This is a genomic window from Shewanella sp. 5S214 (assembly GCF_041439795.1).
GTDB lineage: Bacteria > Pseudomonadota > Gammaproteobacteria > Enterobacterales > Shewanellaceae > Shewanella > Shewanella vesiculosa.
In genome coordinates this window covers 13,235-31,432 of sequence record NZ_JBGOOV010000036.1, presented here as the reverse complement: position 1 = coordinate 31,432, position 18,198 = coordinate 13,235, and the positions used below count along the sequence as shown (strand labels likewise).

At 40.4% G+C, this 18,198-nt stretch carries 20 protein-coding genes; 13 read left to right on the top strand and 7 right to left on the bottom strand.

Going from position 1 to position 18,198, the window contains the following annotated elements; translation table 11 throughout:
* Positions 1–151 precede the first annotated feature (151 nt).
* From ACED29_RS18960 to ACED29_RS18920, 9 genes are all read left to right on the top strand, one after another.
* Positions 152–1,231, top strand: coding sequence for a pilus assembly protein PilM (locus ACED29_RS18960; protein WP_124017489.1), 1,080 nt, complete (start codon positions 152–154; stop codon positions 1,229–1,231).
* Positions 1,219–1,803, top strand: coding sequence for a PilN domain-containing protein (locus ACED29_RS18955; RefSeq protein ID WP_124017490.1), 585 nt, complete (start codon positions 1,219–1,221; stop codon positions 1,801–1,803). Before ACED29_RS18960 ends, ACED29_RS18955 begins: the two co-directional genes overlap by 13 nt.
* Positions 1,800–2,417, top strand: coding sequence for a type 4a pilus biogenesis protein PilO (locus ACED29_RS18950; protein ID WP_124017491.1), 618 nt, complete (start codon positions 1,800–1,802; stop codon positions 2,415–2,417). The genes ACED29_RS18955 and ACED29_RS18950 overlap by 4 nt, the downstream gene beginning before the upstream one ends.
* Positions 2,417–2,935 (top strand): pilus assembly protein PilP, encoded by a 519-nt coding sequence (locus ACED29_RS18945; protein WP_124017492.1) that lies wholly within the window; start codon positions 2,417–2,419, stop codon positions 2,933–2,935. Before ACED29_RS18950 ends, ACED29_RS18945 begins: the two co-directional genes overlap by 1 nt.
* Positions 2,936–2,956: 21 nt before the next feature.
* Complete coding sequence (pilQ, locus tag ACED29_RS18940) at positions 2,957–5,005, top strand: type IV pilus secretin PilQ family protein (RefSeq protein ID WP_124017493.1); 2,049 nt, start codon at positions 2,957–2,959, stop codon at positions 5,003–5,005.
* A gap of 447 nt (positions 5,006–5,452) precedes the next feature.
* A complete protein-coding gene (gene aroK, locus ACED29_RS18935; protein ID WP_011635865.1) occupies positions 5,453–5,968 on the top strand; it encodes a shikimate kinase AroK in 516 nt (171 codons plus the stop codon).
* Positions 5,969–5,976: 8 nt separating this feature from the next.
* The gene (gene aroB, locus ACED29_RS18930) at positions 5,977–7,053 is read left to right on the top strand and encodes a 3-dehydroquinate synthase (protein ID WP_371698404.1); all 1,077 of its coding nucleotides are present in this window, start codon (positions 5,977–5,979) and stop codon (positions 7,051–7,053) included.
* 39 nt (positions 7,054–7,092) lie between these two features.
* Positions 7,093–8,496, top strand: a complete 1,404-nt coding sequence (locus tag ACED29_RS18925) for an ATP-binding protein (protein WP_182723099.1) — start codon at positions 7,093–7,095, stop codon at positions 8,494–8,496.
* Positions 8,497–8,628: 132 nt separating this feature from the next.
* Positions 8,629–9,465, top strand: a complete 837-nt coding sequence (locus tag ACED29_RS18920) for a Dam family site-specific DNA-(adenine-N6)-methyltransferase (protein WP_124017496.1) — start codon at positions 8,629–8,631, stop codon at positions 9,463–9,465.
* A gap of 32 nt (positions 9,466–9,497) precedes the next feature.
* Here ACED29_RS18920 and ACED29_RS18915 read toward each other — a convergent pair whose 3' ends face one another.
* Both ACED29_RS18915 and ACED29_RS18910 read right to left on the bottom strand, forming a co-directional pair.
* Positions 9,498–9,677 carry a DUF2970 domain-containing protein gene (locus tag ACED29_RS18915; protein WP_124017497.1) on the bottom strand — a complete coding sequence of 60 codons (180 nt, stop codon included), beginning with the start codon at positions 9,675–9,677 and terminating at the stop codon, positions 9,498–9,500.
* On the bottom strand, positions 9,677–10,054 hold the full coding sequence (locus ACED29_RS18910) for a hypothetical protein (protein ID WP_182697759.1): 378 nt from the start codon (positions 10,052–10,054) through the stop codon (positions 9,677–9,679). Before ACED29_RS18910 ends, ACED29_RS18915 begins: the two co-directional genes overlap by 1 nt.
* 271 nt (positions 10,055–10,325) lie before the next feature.
* On the opposite strand from ACED29_RS18910, the gene rpe reads away from it, so the two are divergent.
* The 3 genes from rpe to trpS are packed head-to-tail and all read left to right on the top strand — an operon-like array spanning position 10,326 to position 12,755.
* Positions 10,326–10,997, top strand: coding sequence for a ribulose-phosphate 3-epimerase (gene rpe / locus ACED29_RS18905; protein ID WP_124017499.1), 672 nt, complete (start codon positions 10,326–10,328; stop codon positions 10,995–10,997).
* Positions 10,998–11,024: 27 nt separating this feature from the next.
* On the top strand, positions 11,025–11,714 hold the full coding sequence (locus tag ACED29_RS18900) for a phosphoglycolate phosphatase (RefSeq protein ID WP_124017500.1): 690 nt from the start codon (positions 11,025–11,027) through the stop codon (positions 11,712–11,714).
* Positions 11,715–11,756: 42 nt separating this feature from the next.
* The gene (gene trpS / locus ACED29_RS18895) at positions 11,757–12,755 is read left to right on the top strand and encodes a tryptophan--tRNA ligase (RefSeq protein WP_124017501.1); all 999 of its coding nucleotides are present in this window, start codon (positions 11,757–11,759) and stop codon (positions 12,753–12,755) included.
* Between the two features lie 45 nt (positions 12,756–12,800).
* Here the strand turns inward: trpS and ACED29_RS18890 are convergent, their stop codons facing one another.
* Positions 12,801–13,670: a LysR substrate-binding domain-containing protein gene (locus tag ACED29_RS18890; RefSeq protein ID WP_371698403.1), complete on the bottom strand. Its 870-nt coding sequence runs from the start codon at positions 13,668–13,670 to the stop codon at positions 12,801–12,803.
* A 141-nt stretch (positions 13,671–13,811) separates the two neighbouring features.
* Here ACED29_RS18890 and ACED29_RS18885 point away from each other — a divergent pair, with 141 nt between their 5' ends.
* The gene (locus ACED29_RS18885; protein ID WP_371698402.1) at positions 13,812–14,687 is read left to right on the top strand and encodes a DMT family transporter; all 876 of its coding nucleotides are present in this window, start codon (positions 13,812–13,814) and stop codon (positions 14,685–14,687) included.
* Between the two features lie 38 nt (positions 14,688–14,725).
* Here the strand turns inward: ACED29_RS18885 and dolP are convergent, their stop codons facing one another.
* The 4 genes from dolP to ACED29_RS18865 all read right to left on the bottom strand — a co-directional run bounded on the left by dolP (position 14,726) and on the right by ACED29_RS18865 (position 18,161).
* Positions 14,726–15,295, bottom strand: a complete 570-nt coding sequence (gene dolP, locus ACED29_RS18880; protein ID WP_124017504.1) for a division/outer membrane stress-associated lipid-binding lipoprotein — start codon at positions 15,293–15,295, stop codon at positions 14,726–14,728.
* Positions 15,292–15,885 carry a phosphoheptose isomerase gene (locus tag ACED29_RS18875; protein WP_124017505.1) on the bottom strand — a complete coding sequence of 198 codons (594 nt, stop codon included), beginning with the start codon at positions 15,883–15,885 and terminating at the stop codon, positions 15,292–15,294. The genes dolP and ACED29_RS18875 overlap by 4 nt, the downstream gene beginning before the upstream one ends.
* Positions 15,886–16,014: 129 nt before the next feature.
* Positions 16,015–16,341 carry a YraN family protein gene (locus ACED29_RS18870; protein ID WP_182697763.1) on the bottom strand — a complete coding sequence of 109 codons (327 nt, stop codon included), beginning with the start codon at positions 16,339–16,341 and terminating at the stop codon, positions 16,015–16,017.
* Positions 16,338–18,161: a penicillin-binding protein activator gene (locus tag ACED29_RS18865; protein WP_124017507.1), complete on the bottom strand. Its 1,824-nt coding sequence runs from the start codon at positions 18,159–18,161 to the stop codon at positions 16,338–16,340. The genes ACED29_RS18870 and ACED29_RS18865 overlap by 4 nt, the downstream gene beginning before the upstream one ends.
* Positions 18,162–18,198 lie beyond the last annotated feature (37 nt).

Genomic DNA, 18,198 nt, shown 5'->3' with positions numbered 1-18,198 from the left:
AGTATATAAGCGTGAGGGTTTTTGGTGAAGTAAAACATGAAATAACTAAATAGTATTTGTAAAATGTTGAAACATTTTATACAAATACTTATAACGAGTTGATTATGTGCTAATCTCTTAGAAAATAAAAATACAATTGTGATGACGGACTATGATTTCAAAATTATGGAAGCGTCAAGCACCTCAAATGGTCGGGATCGATATTGGATCTCATGAAATCAAAGCCATATTGTTGAGCAAGACTGCGGATGGATATAAAATTCAAAACCATGCGGCGGTTCCTGTTAGAAAAGGAGCTGTAGTTGATCATGATATTCGTGATTCTGAAGCGGTACTTGAATCATTAAGACAAATTCGACGGGGATTACCTAAATCCCTCAAATTTGCTGCTGTTGCTGTTTCAGGATCTGCTGTAATGACTAAGGTCATTTATATGGATGCTGCGTTGAATGAAGAGGAAATGGAAGCTCAAATTGAGATTGAAGCTGACAATCTTATTCCTTATTCGCTCGATGAAGTCAGTATTGATTTTGAAAGACTTAATCCTAACATTACCGATCCAACGAAAGTGAATGTGCTACTGAGTGCATGTCGCACCGAAAACATTGATTCACGAGTAGATGCACTAGATGCTGTCGAGCTGGATGTAAAAGTTGTCGATGTGGAAGCCTATGCTTTAGGACGTTCTGCAGAATTAATTTATGGCCAGTTACCTGATGGTGCTAAAGATAAATCAATCGCCATGGTTGATATCGGTGCCAATATGACCACATTCTCAGTGGTTGAAAATGGTGATACTACTTTCATACGTGAACAAGCTTTTGGTGGTGAGTTATTTACTCAATCAATTTTGTCATTTTATGGAATGCCCCATGATGAGGCTGAACGAGCCAAGATAACAGGGCAATTACCCCGTAATTATATGTTCGAAGTTCTATCACCTTTTCAGACGCAATTATTACAACAAATTAAACGAACCTTACAGATATACTGTACTGCCAGTGGCCGTGAAAAAGTTGACTACATCGTTTTATGTGGTGGTACAGCTAAGTTAGAAGGAATGGTTGAATTACTTACCAACGAGTTAGGTACTCATACTATTCTTGCTGACCCCTTCCAAGGCTGTTTGCATGCAGATGATGTGATGAAAAGTCAGCTTCAACCTAATATGAGTAAATATATGGTGGCATGTGGTCTTGCGTTAAGGAGTTATGCTCAATGGCGAACATAAACTTATTACCTTGGCGTGAAGAAGCAAGAGAGAAGCAAAAACGCGACTTCATCGGTATTTTAGCATTAGTCTTTTTAGTGACTTCATTAGTCGTTTATTTATTTCTGGGTTTTCTGGAGGTGGTCACTGATGATCAACGTCAACGCAATGCCTATTTGGAATCGGAAATTAGTTTGCTTGATACCCAGATTGCCGAAATTAGAAAAATTACCGAACGTAAAAAAGACATAGAACGTCGCACTGAGATTATTCTCAATTTACAACAATCGCGTAATTTACCGACCCATGTTTTAGATGAATTAGTTCGAATTGTTCCGCCTGGTATTTATCTTTCAAGTATAGAGAAGAAAGGTAGCGTGTTATTAATTGAGGGACGAAGTGAATCGAACAATAACGTCGCTAATATGATGAGAAAGGTTAAAACTTCTGCTTATCTGAACGATCCGAGTATGCAATCGATTGTGACCCAAAATGAAGAGTTAAGGCAGTTACAACGTTTTAAATTACGTGTCACTATTCGTGATGATTCACAAGAAGCGAATGTTGATCCGAACCAAGGAGCGAGAAAATGAATCTCGACCTAGATCAATTTAACGATATCGATTTTGAAAACATTGGTGGTTGGCCTAAGCTGGTAAAAATTGTATTTGCTGGTTTCTTGTCTCTATGTGTTATTGGTGGCAGTTATTACTTGTTTATTTCCGACTCGATCAATGAGATGGAAGCTGAACAGCAAAAAGAAATTCAATTACGTGAAGATTTTGAAACTAAATATCGTTTAGCAGCTAATCTTAAATTGTACCGTGAGCAATTAGACGTGATGGAAGTGCAGTTTGCCGAATTGCTTAAAATGTTGCCTTCTGAAAATGAGATGCCTGGTTTATTAGATGATTTAACGTTTGTTGCTACTGATGCTGGCCTTAGAATTAATAGCCTAGATTGGGATGATGAAATCGAACGTGATTTTTATATTGAATTCCCAATTAAGATGTCAGTGGAAGGTGATTATCATAAAATAGGTAATATGGTGAGCGGGGTTGCAAAATTACCTCGAATTGTCAGTCTGCACGACTTTATTATAAAGCAGAACGATAGTGGTGGTTTATCAATGGATATTCTCGCTAAAACGTATCGCTTTAAAGAAGGGGCAGAATTAACGCAACAGGCCAATAAGGGACAGAAATAATGAAATTTTTGCCTTTATTCTTATCAATGGTGTTTTTATTGAGTGGTTGTATTGGCGATCGCAGCGATTTAGAGCTATTTGTTACTACTACAAAGGCACAACACGTCGCCCGTATACCGCCTTTGAAGCAAACACCAAAGTTTGAACATTTTGCATATCAAGCTGAGTTAATGCGCAGCCCGTTTGTTCCACCATCAAGGGAATTGACAGAAGAGGTGATTGATACATCTAAAGATTGTTTACAACCAGACTTAAAACGTCGCAAAAGTCGTTTAGAAACTTATGCATTAGACAATTTAAGAATGCGTGGAACATTAAGCGAAGATGGAACTATTTGGGCTTTAGTCGAATCTAGCGATGCCAATGTTTATCGCATGGGTGTAGGCGAGTATTTAGGGCTTTATCATGGCCGAATTGCTAAAGTAACGCCGCAATTTATCGAAATTATAGAATTAATCCCTGATGGTTCGGGTTGTTGGTCAGAAAGATCCAGCAATTTAGAATTATCAGGAAAATAACGTGCGAAGGATGAGAGAATAATGGAATCTTCTGCCGCGATAAAAAAAGCAATAACAAAGTTATTATTTTTTAGAGCGTTTTTAGGCGCAGTATTATTAATGGGTTTAATACCCAGTGCAATAGCTGCTAATCGTCTTATGGACGTCAAATACCATTCAATGGTTGATCATCAATTAGAATTAGAGTTGATTTTTGAATCATCAATAGTGTCACCGTCTGTCGATTTATCGGCAGATCCAGCAGAAATTATGTTGAATTTCTCTGATACTATTTCTAATTTAACTAAAAACAATATTCCGGTGAATACTGTTGGCGTAAAAGAAATTAATACACAACAACAAGGTGGCGATTTACAGATCATTGTTGCAATGAATAAAGTAAAACCGTACCAAGGTAAAATTGTTGGTAATAGTTATCGGTTAACGATTAATGATGATGTCGCTGGTCCAGTAGAAGCTAATAATCCATTTGTTAACGGTATTAGTAGTATTGATTTTCGTCGCAACAAAACTGGTGGCGGAGAAATATTATTTAATCTAAGCAATCGTTCTGTAGCCGCTAATGTTGAACAAGTTGGTTCAAAGCTCGAAATAAAACTCTATAACACCGATATTGGTAATGATTTGCTTTATGTTATGGATGTACAAGATTTTGCCACACCAGTGAATAGTTTTGAAACATTTAAAGACGACCTTACTGCCCGTATCTTGGTTGATGTTGATGGTAACTATGACTATAACTACCGCCAAGATGGTAATGTGTTTAAAGTTAGCATTGATAAAGTTGAACGCGTTTCGGTTGCTAAAGAGGCCAAAAAATATAATGGTCGCTCATTGTCACTTAACTTCCAAAATATTTCAGTCCGTACTGTTTTACAAATTATTGCTGATTACAATAACTTTAACCTTGTTACTAGCGATACCGTAGAAGGTGAAATTACCTTACGTTTAGATGACGTGCCTTGGGATCAAGCCTTGGACCTTATTTTACAAACTAAAGGTTTGGATAAACGTATTGAAGGCAATATTTTAATGGTTGCACCAAGTGAAGAGCTTGCTATTCGCGAAAGTAACGACTTGAAAAATCGCCAAGAAGTAAAAGAGTTAGCCCCGTTATATTCTGAATATTTACAAATAAACTATGCCAAAGCCGTCGATATAGCGGATTTACTTAAAACTACCGATTCCACTCTACTATCATCTCGCGGCAGTGTTGCCGTTGATGAACGTACAAATACGCTATTGGTAAAAGACACTGCGGAAATTTTAGAGAACGTACACCGATTAATAGATGTATTAGACATTCCGATTAAGCAAGTATTGATTGAAGCCCGCATGGTGACAGTGAAAGACGATGTGTCTGAAGATTTAGGCATCCGTTGGGGCATCACCGACCAGCAAGGCACAAAAGGCACCTCTGGTACCATTAATGGCGCCACTGATATTGCTAACGGTATTATCCCAAGTGTTAATGATCGTCTTAATGTAAATTTACCGGCAGCAGCAAGCTCTGCAACCAGTATTGCTTTTCATGTTGCTAAATTGGCTGACGGTACGGTACTCGATTTAGAGTTAAGCGCATTAGAGCAAGAAAACAAAGGCGAGATTATTGCCAGCCCACGTATTACGACGTCTAACCAAAAGTCGGCGTATATTGAGCAGGGTGTTGAAATTCCCTATGTTGAGTCAGCATCTAGTGGTGCAACAACGGTTACCTTTAAGAAGGCAGTGTTATCGCTTCGGGTAACCCCACAAATTACCCCAGATGACCGTGTTATCCTTGATCTTGAAATTACTCAAGACTCTCAAGGAACAACGGTTGCCACCGCAACTGGTGAAGCTGTTGCGATTGATACTCAACGTATTGGTACCCAAGTGCTGGTTGATAATGGTGAGACCATTGTGCTCGGTGGTATATACCAACAGAACTTAATTAGCCGAGTGAGTAAAGTACCGGTATTGGGTGATATTCCGTTAGTAGGCTTCTTATTTAGAAACTCAACTGACACCAACGAGCGTCAAGAATTGTTGATTTTCGTAACCCCTAAGATTGTTGCTGATAAACGATAGTTTTCTTTAGCGATAACGAGCATAAAAAGCCAGCGACGTAAGCGCTGGTTTTTTTATGGCACATGTTTATGAGCAGCAAATTACCACGTAGGATAAATACACTAGCGGTAAATATCACTCAAGTGAGTAAAATGACTGCCTATGGTGGCAATAATAGTGACTTTCTTAAAGTTTATAGCGAATGATATTAATTAGATTATGTTGTCTGCAGTAAACTATAGTCTTTGCATTAACAAACACTTAACTGTAAACATTACATTATTTAGGGTGTTTTTATCTTCGAGGTTATAATAAAATCATTATAAATAGCTGTGATGACTTGCAAGCGGTAGCCCTTAACTGAGATAATCCTTCGTCAAGTCTCAATAGAGCAAGGTTAAATTATAGGTCGGCTTGAGGTTTAAGTCGATAAGGCATTCTTCCATATAAGATTCAGACGTATACGAAATGGCTGAAAAACGCAATATTTTTCTGGTAGGCCCTATGGGCGCAGGTAAAAGCACAATTGGTCGCCATCTGGCGCAAATGCTGCATTTAGATTTCCACGATTCAGATCACGAGATTGAACAACGTACCGGTGCAGATATTGCCTGGGTGTTTGATGTTGAAGGTGAGGAGGGTTTCCGTCGTCGTGAAGCTCAAGTCATTGGTGATCTTTCAGAAAGGCAAGGTATCGTTCTCGCGACAGGTGGTGGTTCTGTTCAGAGTAAAGATATCCGCAACTATCTTTCTGCTCGAGGTATAGTGGTTTACTTAGAGACAACTATCGACAAGCAAGTTGCGCGTACTCAGCGTGATAAGCGTCGCCCGTTGTTACAAGTAGATGATCCACGTGAAGTGCTCGAAAGCTTAGCGGAAATTCGTAATCCTTTATATGAGGAAATTGCGGATGTTATCGTTAAAACGGATGAGCAAAGCGCGAAGATCGTCGCAAACCAAATTATCGAGCAACTCGGCTTTTAGGTAACAACATGCAACAGATTCAGGTTCAATTAGGTGATAGAAGTTACCCCATTTATATTGGCCAGGATTTGATGAATGATAGCGAGCTATTTGCTCGCTACCTAACAAACAAGAAAGCCTTAATTGTTTCAAATGACACCATTGCTCCGTTGTATCTTCAAAAGATACAACAAGCGATGAGCGCTTGCGCGCGTGTTGAAACGGTTATTTTGCCTGATGGCGAAAAATTTAAAGATTTACAGCACCTAGATTATATTTTTACTGAACTACTTGAGCACAATTTTGCCCGAGACTCAGTCTTAGTTGCTCTCGGTGGTGGTGTTGTTGGTGATATGACTGGTTTCGCGGCAGCGTGTTATCAGCGTGGTATTGATTTTATTCAAGTGCCGACAACATTATTGTCCCAAGTTGATTCCTCTGTCGGTGGTAAAACGGCAGTAAATCATCCTCTTGGGAAAAATATGATTGGCGCATTTTATCAACCCAAATCTGTGATTATCGATACGCTTTGCTTACAGACATTACCTGCAAATGAGTTTGCAGCAGGTATGGCAGAAGTCATTAAGTACGGTATTATTTGGGATGCAGAATTTTTTCTATGGCTGGAAGAAAATGTTAGCCAATTAAAGTCACTCCAAACTGATGCGCTTAACTATGCTATTGCAAAATGTTGTCAGATTAAAGCTGATGTTGTCGCGCAAGATGAAACTGAACATGGTGTCAGAGCGTTATTAAACCTTGGGCACACCTTCGGTCATGCTATCGAAGCCGAAATGGGCTACGGAGTTTGGTTACATGGTGAGGCTGTCGCTGCTGGTACGGTTCTTGCGGCAAAAACTGCATGTAAACTCAATCTATTAGATGATTTAAGTGTTGAACGTATTTGTCAGTTAATGCTAGCGTTTGATTTACCTATAACGGCTCCTGAGTCGATGGATTTTGAACAGTTTATTAAGCATATGCGCCGTGATAAGAAAGTTTTAGGTGGTAAGATTCGCTTAGTATTACCCACAGGTATAGGCCAAGCTGACGTCTTTAGTGATGTAGGTGAAGACTTGTTAAATCAGGTTATTAGCTGCGAATAAGTTATGCTTCCTACATCTCAATTATAGTGTGGTGAATCATTGACGACTCCAGGACTATTGTTACTCCCCACTCAAGAAGCGCTTATTCAGCGTTTACAGCATATTGCTAGCTATAGTGAACAGATGTCGGTGGTTTGTGGCGTTGATGGCTCAGGTAAATCTACGCTTACAGCTGCACTAGCCAGTGAGTTAGATGATTACAATTCAGCTTTAATTATATGCCCTCAACATGCCGATAGTGCAGAAATTCGTCGAAAAATTCTTGTTCAACTCATCTCTGCCCCCATATTTGATGACGAACGTCCTTTAATGGATACCGTTCTTAGAATTCAATCAAGTTTGAAAAAGCCATTACACATCATTATTGATGATGCCGATCTATTGCCTAAAGATATTTGGGCTGAATGCATTCTTCTGAGTCAAATCCATTGTGCTGGTAAACCTGTAGCGGTCACAGTAACGGTTAGTCCTGATTTTTGGTATACCTTAGTGGCTGATTTAACCGATGATATTCGTGCTAGATTGCTCCCGGTTACGATCGAGCCTTTATCGCTACCTGAGCGAGATGGTCTTTACCAGAGTTTATTACTTCGTAGCCAGCAAACGCCGTTTATTCCCCGTGAAATCATCCATAAACAATTAGAAAAACAGCAGGGCACGCCAGCTGAAGTGGTTAAATTATTAGCGTTAGCATTAGAAGAGCCGCAAACCAGCAAAGCATCTTGGTCCTGGTCGGCGAAAATGTTCATTGCCTTGTTTGCGATATTAGCGAGTGTGGCAATGTGGTGGGGTATTAGTCGTCAATTACCTCCAGCAATCTCTACATCGATATCGCCAACATTAACGGCTGAGCAATCAAGGTTGCGTGCCAAAGCAACAAAATATGTGATGAGTTATGCCGATAAAACATTAACCGCTTATTTTGCTCAGAGGCAATTGGTATTCACTAAGTCGAGCGCCAATGAGCAAGCACAGTTGCTTATAGAGGAGCGAGTCATTACAGATAGCCTAATTGAAGATAAAGATGCGACTGAGCTTGTTGAAGGTGTGCCTGTAGATAATTATACCGAGGTGGTGGTCAACTCATCATTAACGGGCTTGTCTTTTCAGGGGAAATTACCCAAAGCACAAGTTAATCCGGTCAATAAACCGAATGATATTGTTGAGCGAGACAATACTCCCAACCTAAAAGTTAAAGGGTTTACACTGCAACTTGCGAGTGTGAATGACAAAGATTCACTTACGCCTATATTAGTGAAATTGGCGCAAGAGCCGCAGGTTTACATTATGAGTTACAAACAACGTCACATTATATTATTGGGTGATTTTGAAACGGCTACGAGCGCTAGCTTAAAAGCGAAAAGTCTGCAGGAAAAATATGGGTTAGCGGCACCTTGGGTTAGAAAGTGGGCCGACTTAAGTGATTATAAGCGACAAGATTAGTTGCATCATATTCTGGAGCATTTAAGTCAATAACATGAAGAATCAACACAATTAATCTACTTTAGCCGATGATAATTGTCGTTAAACAGAGTACAATCTTCAGCTTTAATTTTGCTGGTATAATTCCTTTTCATGATAAAAAAGCATAGAGCCTTTCTAAAGTGGGCAGGCGGTAAATACAAGCTCGTTGATGAGCTAGCAAAACACCTTCCAGTAGGCAATCGACTCATTGAACCTTTTGTTGGCGCGGGTTCGGTATTCCTCAATACTCAGTTTGATGATTATTTGTTGTGTGACATTAATCAAGACTTAATCAATTTATACCAAATTGTTCAGCAACAGCCTGATAAATACATTCAAGCGGCAAAAGCAATGTTTGTCGATGAGATGAATGATAAAGATGCCTATTATCGTATTCGTGCAGAATTTAATCTCTGTAGCGATCCATTTATTCGGTCAGTATATTTTCTATATATGAATCGTCATGGTTTTAATGGTCTATGTCGATACAATCGTAAAGGTGGTTTTAACGTGCCGTTTGGCTCGTACAAAAAACCTTATTTTCCAGAAGCCGAAATTCGTTATTTTTCATTAAAAGCGCAAAAAGCGACCTTTAAATGTATAAGTTACGAACAAGCCTTTGATATTGCTGAAAGCGGCGATGTTATTTATTGTGATCCGCCTTATGCACCTTTATCGACAACAGCCAGTTTTACCACTTATGCCGGCCCTGGTTTTAGCCTAGACGACCAAGCATTACTTGCACGTCATTCACGGCTTATTGCTCATGAACGAAATATTCCTGTGCTGATCAGTAACCATGATATCCCGTTAACTCGAGAACTATATCGCGGTGCATCTTGCTCAACGATTTCGGTGCAACGTAATATTAGTCCTAAAGGTGGTTCACGTAATAAAGTCGACGAAATTATGGCGTTATATGACCATCATTATCGTGAAGAAGAATAATATTACAGTGGCATATCTAGCAAAGCAGGTAATTAACTTAATACTTGGTTAACAATCAAGATTATTGAAATCACTAAAGTAATTGCTAAGATAATTCCCATGATGATGAAGGGCAGAGGAGATTGAGTTTGAAAATCTTTTTGACGGTTTTGTTCTGTCTGCACGCCAAAAAAAGCCGCTACAGTACTACTAAATACTCGCCAAATAGACATTAACGCGATATCTGAGTTGGGCTGCCAGATGATGGCATATCATTTAATGGCTTATCTTTGTGGCCGTGGATCAGTTCAAGTAGATCAATGAAATGAAATTGGCTTGAGCGACTGTTGCCTGTAACCCAATTTCCCCAGCTCACATCGTTTGATTGTTCTGCACATCGATTGGTAGGATGACTACTTGGCAAGCTAGTATTGTAGTTGGTGCCGCTATTACACACGCAGGCTTTACTATTGGCAGAGTTATTTTCGGTGCTCATTAATACTTGGCTTAGCAATAGTGCCGAAGCTGATGTCGCAAAAACAGCAAAAATCTGTATTGACAATAATTTGCCATCACGACCAGAAAGCTTGCGTATTAAGTACTTAAGCATAAATTTTGCCCTATCCGTGGTGTAAAATCGATTAATACTACAACAGATGTAAGATCTTATATTGGATCATAAACATAACAACATTTTCGCATTATAGCAAAATAGCTTAGTTATTGAACACTGGTTTCTGTTTAAAAAATAACAAAGTTGACCAATGTTGGCATTTTCGACTAAATTCCAGTTTCAGAGTGGTTATTTCTCGCGTGAGACTAGAGGGTTGCGGCTGCAAAGGGTAAAATGTCGACACTTTGATCTGCCAATAGAGAAGATTATGCGCCCATTTTTAATTGCACCATCAATTTTGTCCGCCGATTTTGCCCGTTTAGGTGATGATGTTAAAGCCGTATTAGATGCGGGGTCGGATGTTGTTCACTTTGACGTAATGGACAATCACTATGTTCCTAATTTAACCATTGGCCCTATGGTATGTACTGCACTGCGTAATTACGGCATCACTGCAGATATTGATGTACATTTAATGGTAAAACCCGTCGATCGTATTATTCCTGACTTTGCTAAAGCTGGCGCTTCAATTATTACTTTTCACCCAGAAGCTTCAGAGCATGTTGATCGTACCTTACAGCTTATTAAAGAATCTGGCTGCAAAGCTGGTTTAGTCTTAAATCCCGGCACACCATTGCATTATTTAGATCACGTAATGGACAAACTTGATGTTATTTTATTGATGTCGGTTAACCCAGGTTTCGGTGGTCAGTCATTTATTCCGCATACATTAGACAAACTTCGCCAAGTTCGTGCACTCATTGATGCGAGTGGGTTTGATATTCGTTTAGAAGTCGATGGTGGCGTAAAGGTCGACAATATTGCTGAAATCGCGGCTGCCGGTGCAGATATGTTTGTCGCGGGTTCGGCAATTTTTAATCAACCAGATTATAAAGTTGTTATTGATCAAATGCGTGCAGAACTTGCTACGGTATCATAACGTCTTTTCGTATTATTAGGACTTAACATGATGCAATGGTCAAACATTAGCGCTATCGCTTTTGATTTAGATGGTACATTAATCGACAGTGTGCCTGATTTAGCTGCAGCCACCAATGCCACATTAGCACAATGCCAATATCCACCCGTAACAGAAGCGCTGGTGCTGAGTTGGGTCGGAAATGGTGCGCGTGTATTAATGCAACGTGCATTAAGTTATGCCTCTGGCATGGCAGAAAATACTCCTGAGCTACAGGCATTACTTGAGAAAACGATGCCACTATTTATGCTTTACTATAGTGAGCATTTACATACGCATAGTCGTTTGTACTCTGGGGTGATCACCACGTTACAAAAGCTAAAACAAGCTGGTTTTAAACTGGCTATCGTCACCAATAAACCTTATCGTTTTACCTTGCCGATATTAAGTGCTTTTGGTCTCGATGATGTGTTTAGCGAAGTGCTCGGCGGCGATTCATTAGCCAAAATGAAGCCGGATCCTATGCCGTTGCAGCATTTGCTTGGACAGTGGCAATTGGATGAGTCGCAATTACTGATGATTGGTGATTCAAAGAATGATATTTTAGCAGCTAAAGCTGCCAATGTTATGTCTATTGGCTTGACCTATGGCTACAACTACGGCGAAGATATCGGCCTAAGTCATCCCCATGCGGTATGCGAAAATTTTGCTGATATAGAGCAATACTTACTTTCATAATAATTTTAATTTTCAAAAAGATAATCTGGAGCAATAAAACACATGACTAAACCCATAGTACTCAGCGGTGCGCAGCCATCAGGCGAATTAACCATAGGTAATTATATGGGCGCACTTCGTCAATGGGTTGCCATGCAAGATAGTCATGATTGCCTATATTGTGTTGTTGATTTACATGCCATCACGGTTCGTCAAGATCCTAAGTTACTCCGTGAAGCCTGTTTAGATACATTAGCCTTGTACCTTGCGTGTGGTGTTGACCCTAAAAAAAGCACCGTATTTATTCAGTCGCAAGTGCCGCAGCATACTCAACTTGGTTGGGTATTAAACTGTTACACCCAAATGGGTGAGTTAAACCGCATGACCCAGTTTAAAGATAAGTCTTTAAAGCATGCTAATAACATTAACGTTGGGCTATATGGTTATCCTGTGCTCATGGCGGCAGATATTTTGCTGTATCAAGCTAATGAAATCCCAGTTGGTCAAGATCAGAAGCAGCACTTAGAGTTGACTCGCGATATTGCCACTCGTTTTAACAATGCTTATGGCGACACGTTTACTATTCCTGAGCCGTTTATTCCTGAGCATGGTGCTAAGGTCATGTCACTGCAAGACCCACTAAAGAAAATGTCCAAATCAGATGATAACCGCAATAACGTTATTGGTTTACTTGAAGATCCTAAAGCGATTTTAAAGAAAGTTAAAAAAGCCATGACTGACAGTGAAGAGCCGCCAGTGGTGCGTTTTGATATCGAACAAAAGCCGGGTGTGTCTAATCTACTGAGTTTAATGTCAGGTTGTACAGGGCAGTCGATTGCATCTTTAGAAGCAGAATTTGAAGGCAAAATGTATGGCCATTTAAAAGTGGCTACCGGTGAAGCGGTTGTTGGTATGTTAGAGCCATTACAAGCTCGCTTTAAAGAGTTCCGCGCCGATCATGCATTCCTAAGCCAAGTGATGGCGGAAGGTGCTGAAAAAGCCCAAGCGCGTGCAGAAGTGACCATTAAAAAAGTCTACGAAAAAATTGGCCTTATAGTGTAAGTAAAACTTTAGCTATTGTTACTGATAAGCCAGCAAATTGCTGGCTTATTTTTTGGTTAACCATTGCACAAACGCAGCGATAGCAGGTTCCTTTAAACGTCGTTGTTTACAGCTAAAATTGAATTCAAAGCCAGTCAACATAGCGGGTAAGTCAAGCGCGACTAATGCTCCCTTACTAATATCTCGCTCTACCATAAAATCTGACGCTAGCGCGATACCCTGACCGGCAATTGCCGCTTCAATGGCTAACAACACATGGCTAAATACATGCTGTTGTTGTGTCGCGGCTATGCTGATGTCATTAACGGATAACCAGCGCTCCCAATCGAAGCCTATTGGCCCTTCGTCAACGGTAAGTAATGCATGCTGACGTAATACACTCAGTGCCGAGAGGTCGGTATTGAGCAGCCCAGGACAAATCACTGGGATCAGTCTCTCTTGGTGTAACATGCGATGCACATAACCGGGTTGGCCACTTTGGCCAGTAATAAACATATCAGCCACACTATCACTCATCAGTGGGTCGTCGGTGATCATATCTAGGCGAATTTTAATTTGTGGATGCAATCGATGGAAATCGCTTAAGCGAGGAATGAGCCACTTAATGGCAAATGAACTGTATACCGCTAAACGGAGTTGATCATTACTGTCTCCAGTGATTTGCATGCTTAAATCATTCAGCTCATTAAATATTCGTTCTAGCTCATGATAAAGCACACTGCCTTTACTGGTTAAACAGAGTTGCCTGCCTTCGCGGCTAAATAATCGTTCACCAAAATGAGCTTCAAGCAGCCTCACTTGATGCGATACCGCACTTTGAGTAATACAAAGCTCAGTTGCCGCCCGAGAAAAGTGCGCATGCCTTGCAGCCGCTTCAAATATTTGTAGTGCCCTCAGTGGTGGTAGTTTGCGCATATGCACCTTAAATATGAGTTTATTTTAATAAAATTTACTATGTATGAATTTAACTCATGCATTGATTAAAAACATCATTATTCGATATAAATTGCTAAGGATATGATGCAGCCAATTATTGATTCTTAGGTTGTAAGTACAATGAAATCCACAATCGCCATCGGCATGATGTTATTGGTCGTCGGTAACCTTTTTAGTGCTATGTATGATGTGTCGATAAAATGGCTTCCAGAGGGCAGTAGCGCTGCAACATTTCTGTTAATTAGACAGTTAACATCAGTAATCATGTTGCTGCCTTTGTGGTTGGCGGCTAAAAAACCAACCAGCCGCCACGTCAAGGTGCATTTAGTGCGGGCTAATACCGGCGCTATTGGCGCTGTATGTTTAGTTATGGGCTTAATTGCGCTACCGATTGCTACAGTGAGTTCGTTATTTTACTCAGCGCCATTAATGATTGTATTAATGGGATTTTTGTTTTTGAAAGAAACCGTTACTGCAGCGCATTGGTTAGCATCTATTTTGGGGTTTATTGGCATTATTATTTTACTGCGCCCAAGTGAAATTAACTGGTTTGGTATTGCAGTATTAATTTCAGCATTTACGTTTGCGATTAACCAGTTGGCACTGCGCAAGTTACCTAGTACAGAAAGTCCAATCGTTACGCTAATGCTTTATAATTTGCTCAGCATGCCTTTAGTTTTTGTGATGGCCTTAGTACAAGGCATAGAGGGAATAAGTGTTTCTTTAGTGGTCATCGCAGTATTAAGTAACGTCTTTTTACTCGCATACCAGTGGTTTTGTGCCTTAGCGTATCGTCAAGCGCAAGCCAGTCAAATTGTGGTGGCAGAATATACAGGTTTGTTGTTTTGTGTTTTCTTGGGTTGGTTATTTTTTGACGAATGGCTTGATGGACTAAGTTGGTTAGGCGCTAGTTTTATTGTGTTACCGTCACTGGTTATCCCTTGGATACAAGCCAAAAGATCGCAAAAAAAATTCATCGAGCAAAATGCAGGATGAATTTTTTAAATCACGATAAGTTGTTAGCTACAGCAGGATTAAGATTCAGTGTATTCAAAAACCTTAATCACTTTGCGAACACCTGCTGTATTTCGAGCGATATCAACGGCTAAATCAGCTTGTTTGCGGTCAATTAACCCAAGCAAAAACACTTCGCCGTTTTCGGTAATGACTTTAATGCGAGTAATATCGAGCGACTTCTCATTCAGCATGCGGCCTTTTACTTTGGTGGTGACCCAAGTGTCATTGCTGCGAGTGGTAAACGAGGTTGGTGTGCCAATACGGATTTGATTATGTATTTTGCCGCCAATTTGTAAATCTTGTACGACTTTAACGGCTTTATCGCGCAGCATTGAATTAGGCGCTTGGCCTATCATCAATACATTTTTGTTCATCACAATGGCAGCGATATGGGTTTGATTGTTGAGGTCATCATGTTTTGATAATGCGCTGGCAATAACAAAGTCAGCATTGGTATCGCTGATTTGCGTGCCCATGCTGCGCTCATCGTTTGCCATCTTGGCACCGCTAACGGCGCCAACCATGACCGCACCAGCACATCCCTGCAACATCGCAAGGATCGAGATGATGAGTAACCCTCTTATCATGCTTGTTCGTCCTGTGGGAACAAGGTGCGATCGATGTTATCGCATAAACAATGAATAACCAGTAAATGAACTTCCTGAATACGTGCTGTCACGTTTGACGGTACACGGATTTCTACATCACCAGCGCTCATTAAACCTGCCATTGCGCCGCCGTCTTTACCAGTTAATGCAACAATTGTCATGTCACGGCTCAATGCTGCTTCCATGGCTTTAATAATGTTACCTGAGTTACCACTGGTAGAAATCGCTAATAAAATATCACCAGGTTGTCCTAAAGCTAAAATTTGCTTCGAGAAAATTTCATCGTAGCTATAATCGTTGGCGATAGCCGTAATGGTTGACGTGTCACAGCTTAATGCAATAGCCGGTAGAGGTGGACGTTCAATTTCATAACGGTTTAATAATTCAGCTGAGAAGTGTTGAGCATCGCCAGCACTGCCGCCATTACCACATGACAGAATTTTATTACCGCCAAGTAAACATTGCACCATCATCTCGGCCGCTTTTTCAATCGATTCAGGCAATGCTTCAGCAGCATCAATTTTAGTTTGAATCGATTCGGTGAAACTATCTTTAATACGTTCTAACATGCAACAATCCTTACGCTAAATTATGTCTACGTATGTCTCTGATTGGCCTTTTTAATATCGCTCATCAGTAAGACTTGGTGATTTGACTCTATGATGCCATAAATCAAGGTTATGGTAATCAATTGCCGCTTAAAAACAGCCTTGTAGCCAGTTTATTTCATCAATATTCATCGCAATGACATCAAAGCGACAAGGTGGATTCAATTTTTGTCTTTGTAAATAATGATCCGCGGCTAATCTTATCCGGGTGATTTGCTTATTTGTGAGTGCATTTAAGGCGCCACCAAACTGATTTGACGCTCTAAATTTGACTTCCACAAACACCCACACATCTTGCTGGCGCATAATCAAATCTATTTCACCAAATGGATAGCGGACATTAGCGGCAACAAATATCAGACCTTGTTGTTCAAGATAAGTTCGTGCACGTTGCTCAGCTAATTGTCCACTGTTCATAGTGGTGTTAATTTTCCTTGGGTATATTTACCCCAAGACAATTGACGCTCAATCACGCCATTAGGTTTCACTGATAATGCGCCGCTACGCCCCATAAATTGATAGCCAGGGAACGCACGCATTTGCGCTAAACGATTAACCAACTCAAGTGCGTCAAACCCCATGACATACAAGCGTTTTTGGCTATTATTCCAACCACTCCACAGTTCTGACACCATTTGAGTTTCGCTATTCGATTGCATTAGCCAAGGAACATCACTAATGATCAAGTTATTTAACTCTTGTGCTGATTGTGCTGACTCACTTTCAAGGCGGCTCCGGCTAGTGGTATATAAGGTTACCGGTTCAGAGAACACACTAAAGTTAACGTCTAAAAAGGGTTTTAGCAGGGCTAAATCTTGTGAGCCAGAAATCATGTAAATCGCATCAATATCTTGGCGAGAACGAAAATCTGATTCTAAGCGACTGCCTAATAAATCGCGCATTCTACTAATACGTGCTTGGCTATCTTTTACGCCCAATGCTTCTTGAACAGTCAACTTCATTTGGTCGCCAGCATCATAGAAATACACTTCGGCATCGTTACTGGTTAATGTCAGCCATGTTTGTTGAAAACTGTCGGCCATACGTTTACCAATCGGGTCATTACTGGCTAAAAGCAATGGCAGTTTGACGCCATCATTAAACAGTTTACGTGCTGCATCACTGGCTTCTTGCGCGGGTGACAATGAAAAATAAAACAGATTTGGTTGTGGTGTAAAGGTGTCTGTTTGATTCAAATACAGCTGAGGAATAGTGGTTTTTTGTTTATCATTTACTTTCTGTAATTCTTCAACTTCATTGGGTAATAATGGCCCAATGATAAATTCCGCCCCCTTGGCAACGGCTTGTTGATAAGCGGCAGCAACACCTTGCTGAGTATCATAAAAGTTAATTGATACATTGGCGTCATAGTCAGACAGGTAACTTGACATTAACCCCTGACGAATGGGCTCAGCAACCACAGCACGTGGACCACTTAATGGTAATAACACCGCAATATTTTGCGGTCTAAAAGGCTTAGCATTGAGTGCCTGTTCTAGATCTGCAGGTAATTTCATCGCCGCAGGATGATTAGGGTTATTACGCTGCCATTCACCTAAATAACGCACTAATTGAGTTGGTTCAACCGCATAATGCTTAGCAATATAGGTTAATTGTAACCAACCCGCAAAAATCGGATTAGACTGATCGCGCATAAACGACTGCACTGTTTCTTCATGTAAAGGCTGTAGAAGCTTCCAAATGACATTATTAATCGCAGAGGTTTCAGATTTTGGTAAGTAATTACTTAACAGGCTTAATTGCTTAACTTGATCAATTGGCTGTTGAGTATTCTTATACAGCTTGGCTTTAAATTGGTGATAACTCGCCATTTGCCAACGCGGTAACTGCCAATGAGGCGGATACTGTAATATATCCAGCGCAGCTTGGCTGCTATTGGTTTTCTCTGCAATGCGCGCGCGCAAGTATATATGCTCAGCTTGAAGCGAGGGAACGGTCACCATCGACTTCTGCATTGAGGTTAATACTTTAGCGGCAGAATTAAAGTTACCGTCATTGATATAAGCGTGAGCGGCGAGTAATAAATAACGATCACGCTTTTCTGGTAAACTGCTGTTCGTTGCTTGGGCTAAATAAACTTTAGCTGGATGTTCAGCGGCAACGAGCGATGCACTTGCGTCAATATTATCTTGCTGTTTATTGGCGGCACAACCGACCACCAATACAGAGAAAATCAACGCGCACACGAATTTTGTAGTATTCAGTCTTTTTAACACTTGGCTTCACTCTGGTAAGATGCTGTCACTAGTTTAA

Bases quoted from the DNA above. Each gene is read 5' to 3' on its own strand.
- ACED29_RS18960 (WP_124017489.1), top strand. From the start codon at position 152: ATGATTTCAAAATTATGGAAGCGTCAAGCACCTCAAATGGTCGGGATC.
- ACED29_RS18955 (WP_124017490.1), top strand. From the start codon at position 1,219: ATGGCGAACATAAACTTATTACCTTGGCGTGAAGAAGCAAGAGAGAAG.
- ACED29_RS18950 (WP_124017491.1), top strand. From the start codon at position 1,800: ATGAATCTCGACCTAGATCAATTTAACGATATCGATTTTGAAAACATT.
- ACED29_RS18945 (WP_124017492.1), top strand. From the start codon at position 2,417: ATGAAATTTTTGCCTTTATTCTTATCAATGGTGTTTTTATTGAGTGGT.
- pilQ (WP_124017493.1), top strand. From the start codon at position 2,957: ATGGAATCTTCTGCCGCGATAAAAAAAGCAATAACAAAGTTATTATTT.
- aroK (WP_011635865.1), top strand. From the start codon at position 5,453: ATGGCTGAAAAACGCAATATTTTTCTGGTAGGCCCTATGGGCGCAGGT.
- aroB (WP_371698404.1), top strand. From the start codon at position 5,977: ATGCAACAGATTCAGGTTCAATTAGGTGATAGAAGTTACCCCATTTAT.
- ACED29_RS18920 (WP_124017496.1), top strand. From the start codon at position 8,629: ATGATAAAAAAGCATAGAGCCTTTCTAAAGTGGGCAGGCGGTAAATAC.
- ACED29_RS18915 (WP_124017497.1), bottom strand. From the start codon at position 9,677: ATGTCTATTTGGCGAGTATTTAGTAGTACTGTAGCGGCTTTTTTTGGC.
- ACED29_RS18910 (WP_182697759.1), bottom strand. From the start codon at position 10,054: ATGCTTAAGTACTTAATACGCAAGCTTTCTGGTCGTGATGGCAAATTA.
- rpe (WP_124017499.1), top strand. From the start codon at position 10,326: ATGCGCCCATTTTTAATTGCACCATCAATTTTGTCCGCCGATTTTGCC.
- ACED29_RS18900 (WP_124017500.1), top strand. From the start codon at position 11,025: ATGATGCAATGGTCAAACATTAGCGCTATCGCTTTTGATTTAGATGGT.
- trpS (WP_124017501.1), top strand. From the start codon at position 11,757: ATGACTAAACCCATAGTACTCAGCGGTGCGCAGCCATCAGGCGAATTA.
- ACED29_RS18890 (WP_371698403.1), bottom strand. From the start codon at position 13,670: ATGCGCAAACTACCACCACTGAGGGCACTACAAATATTTGAAGCGGCT.
- ACED29_RS18885 (WP_371698402.1), top strand. From the start codon at position 13,812: ATGAAATCCACAATCGCCATCGGCATGATGTTATTGGTCGTCGGTAAC.
- dolP (WP_124017504.1), bottom strand. From the start codon at position 15,295: ATGATAAGAGGGTTACTCATCATCTCGATCCTTGCGATGTTGCAGGGA.
- ACED29_RS18875 (WP_124017505.1), bottom strand. From the start codon at position 15,885: ATGTTAGAACGTATTAAAGATAGTTTCACCGAATCGATTCAAACTAAA.
- ACED29_RS18870 (WP_182697763.1), bottom strand. From the start codon at position 16,341: ATGAACAGTGGACAATTAGCTGAGCAACGTGCACGAACTTATCTTGAA.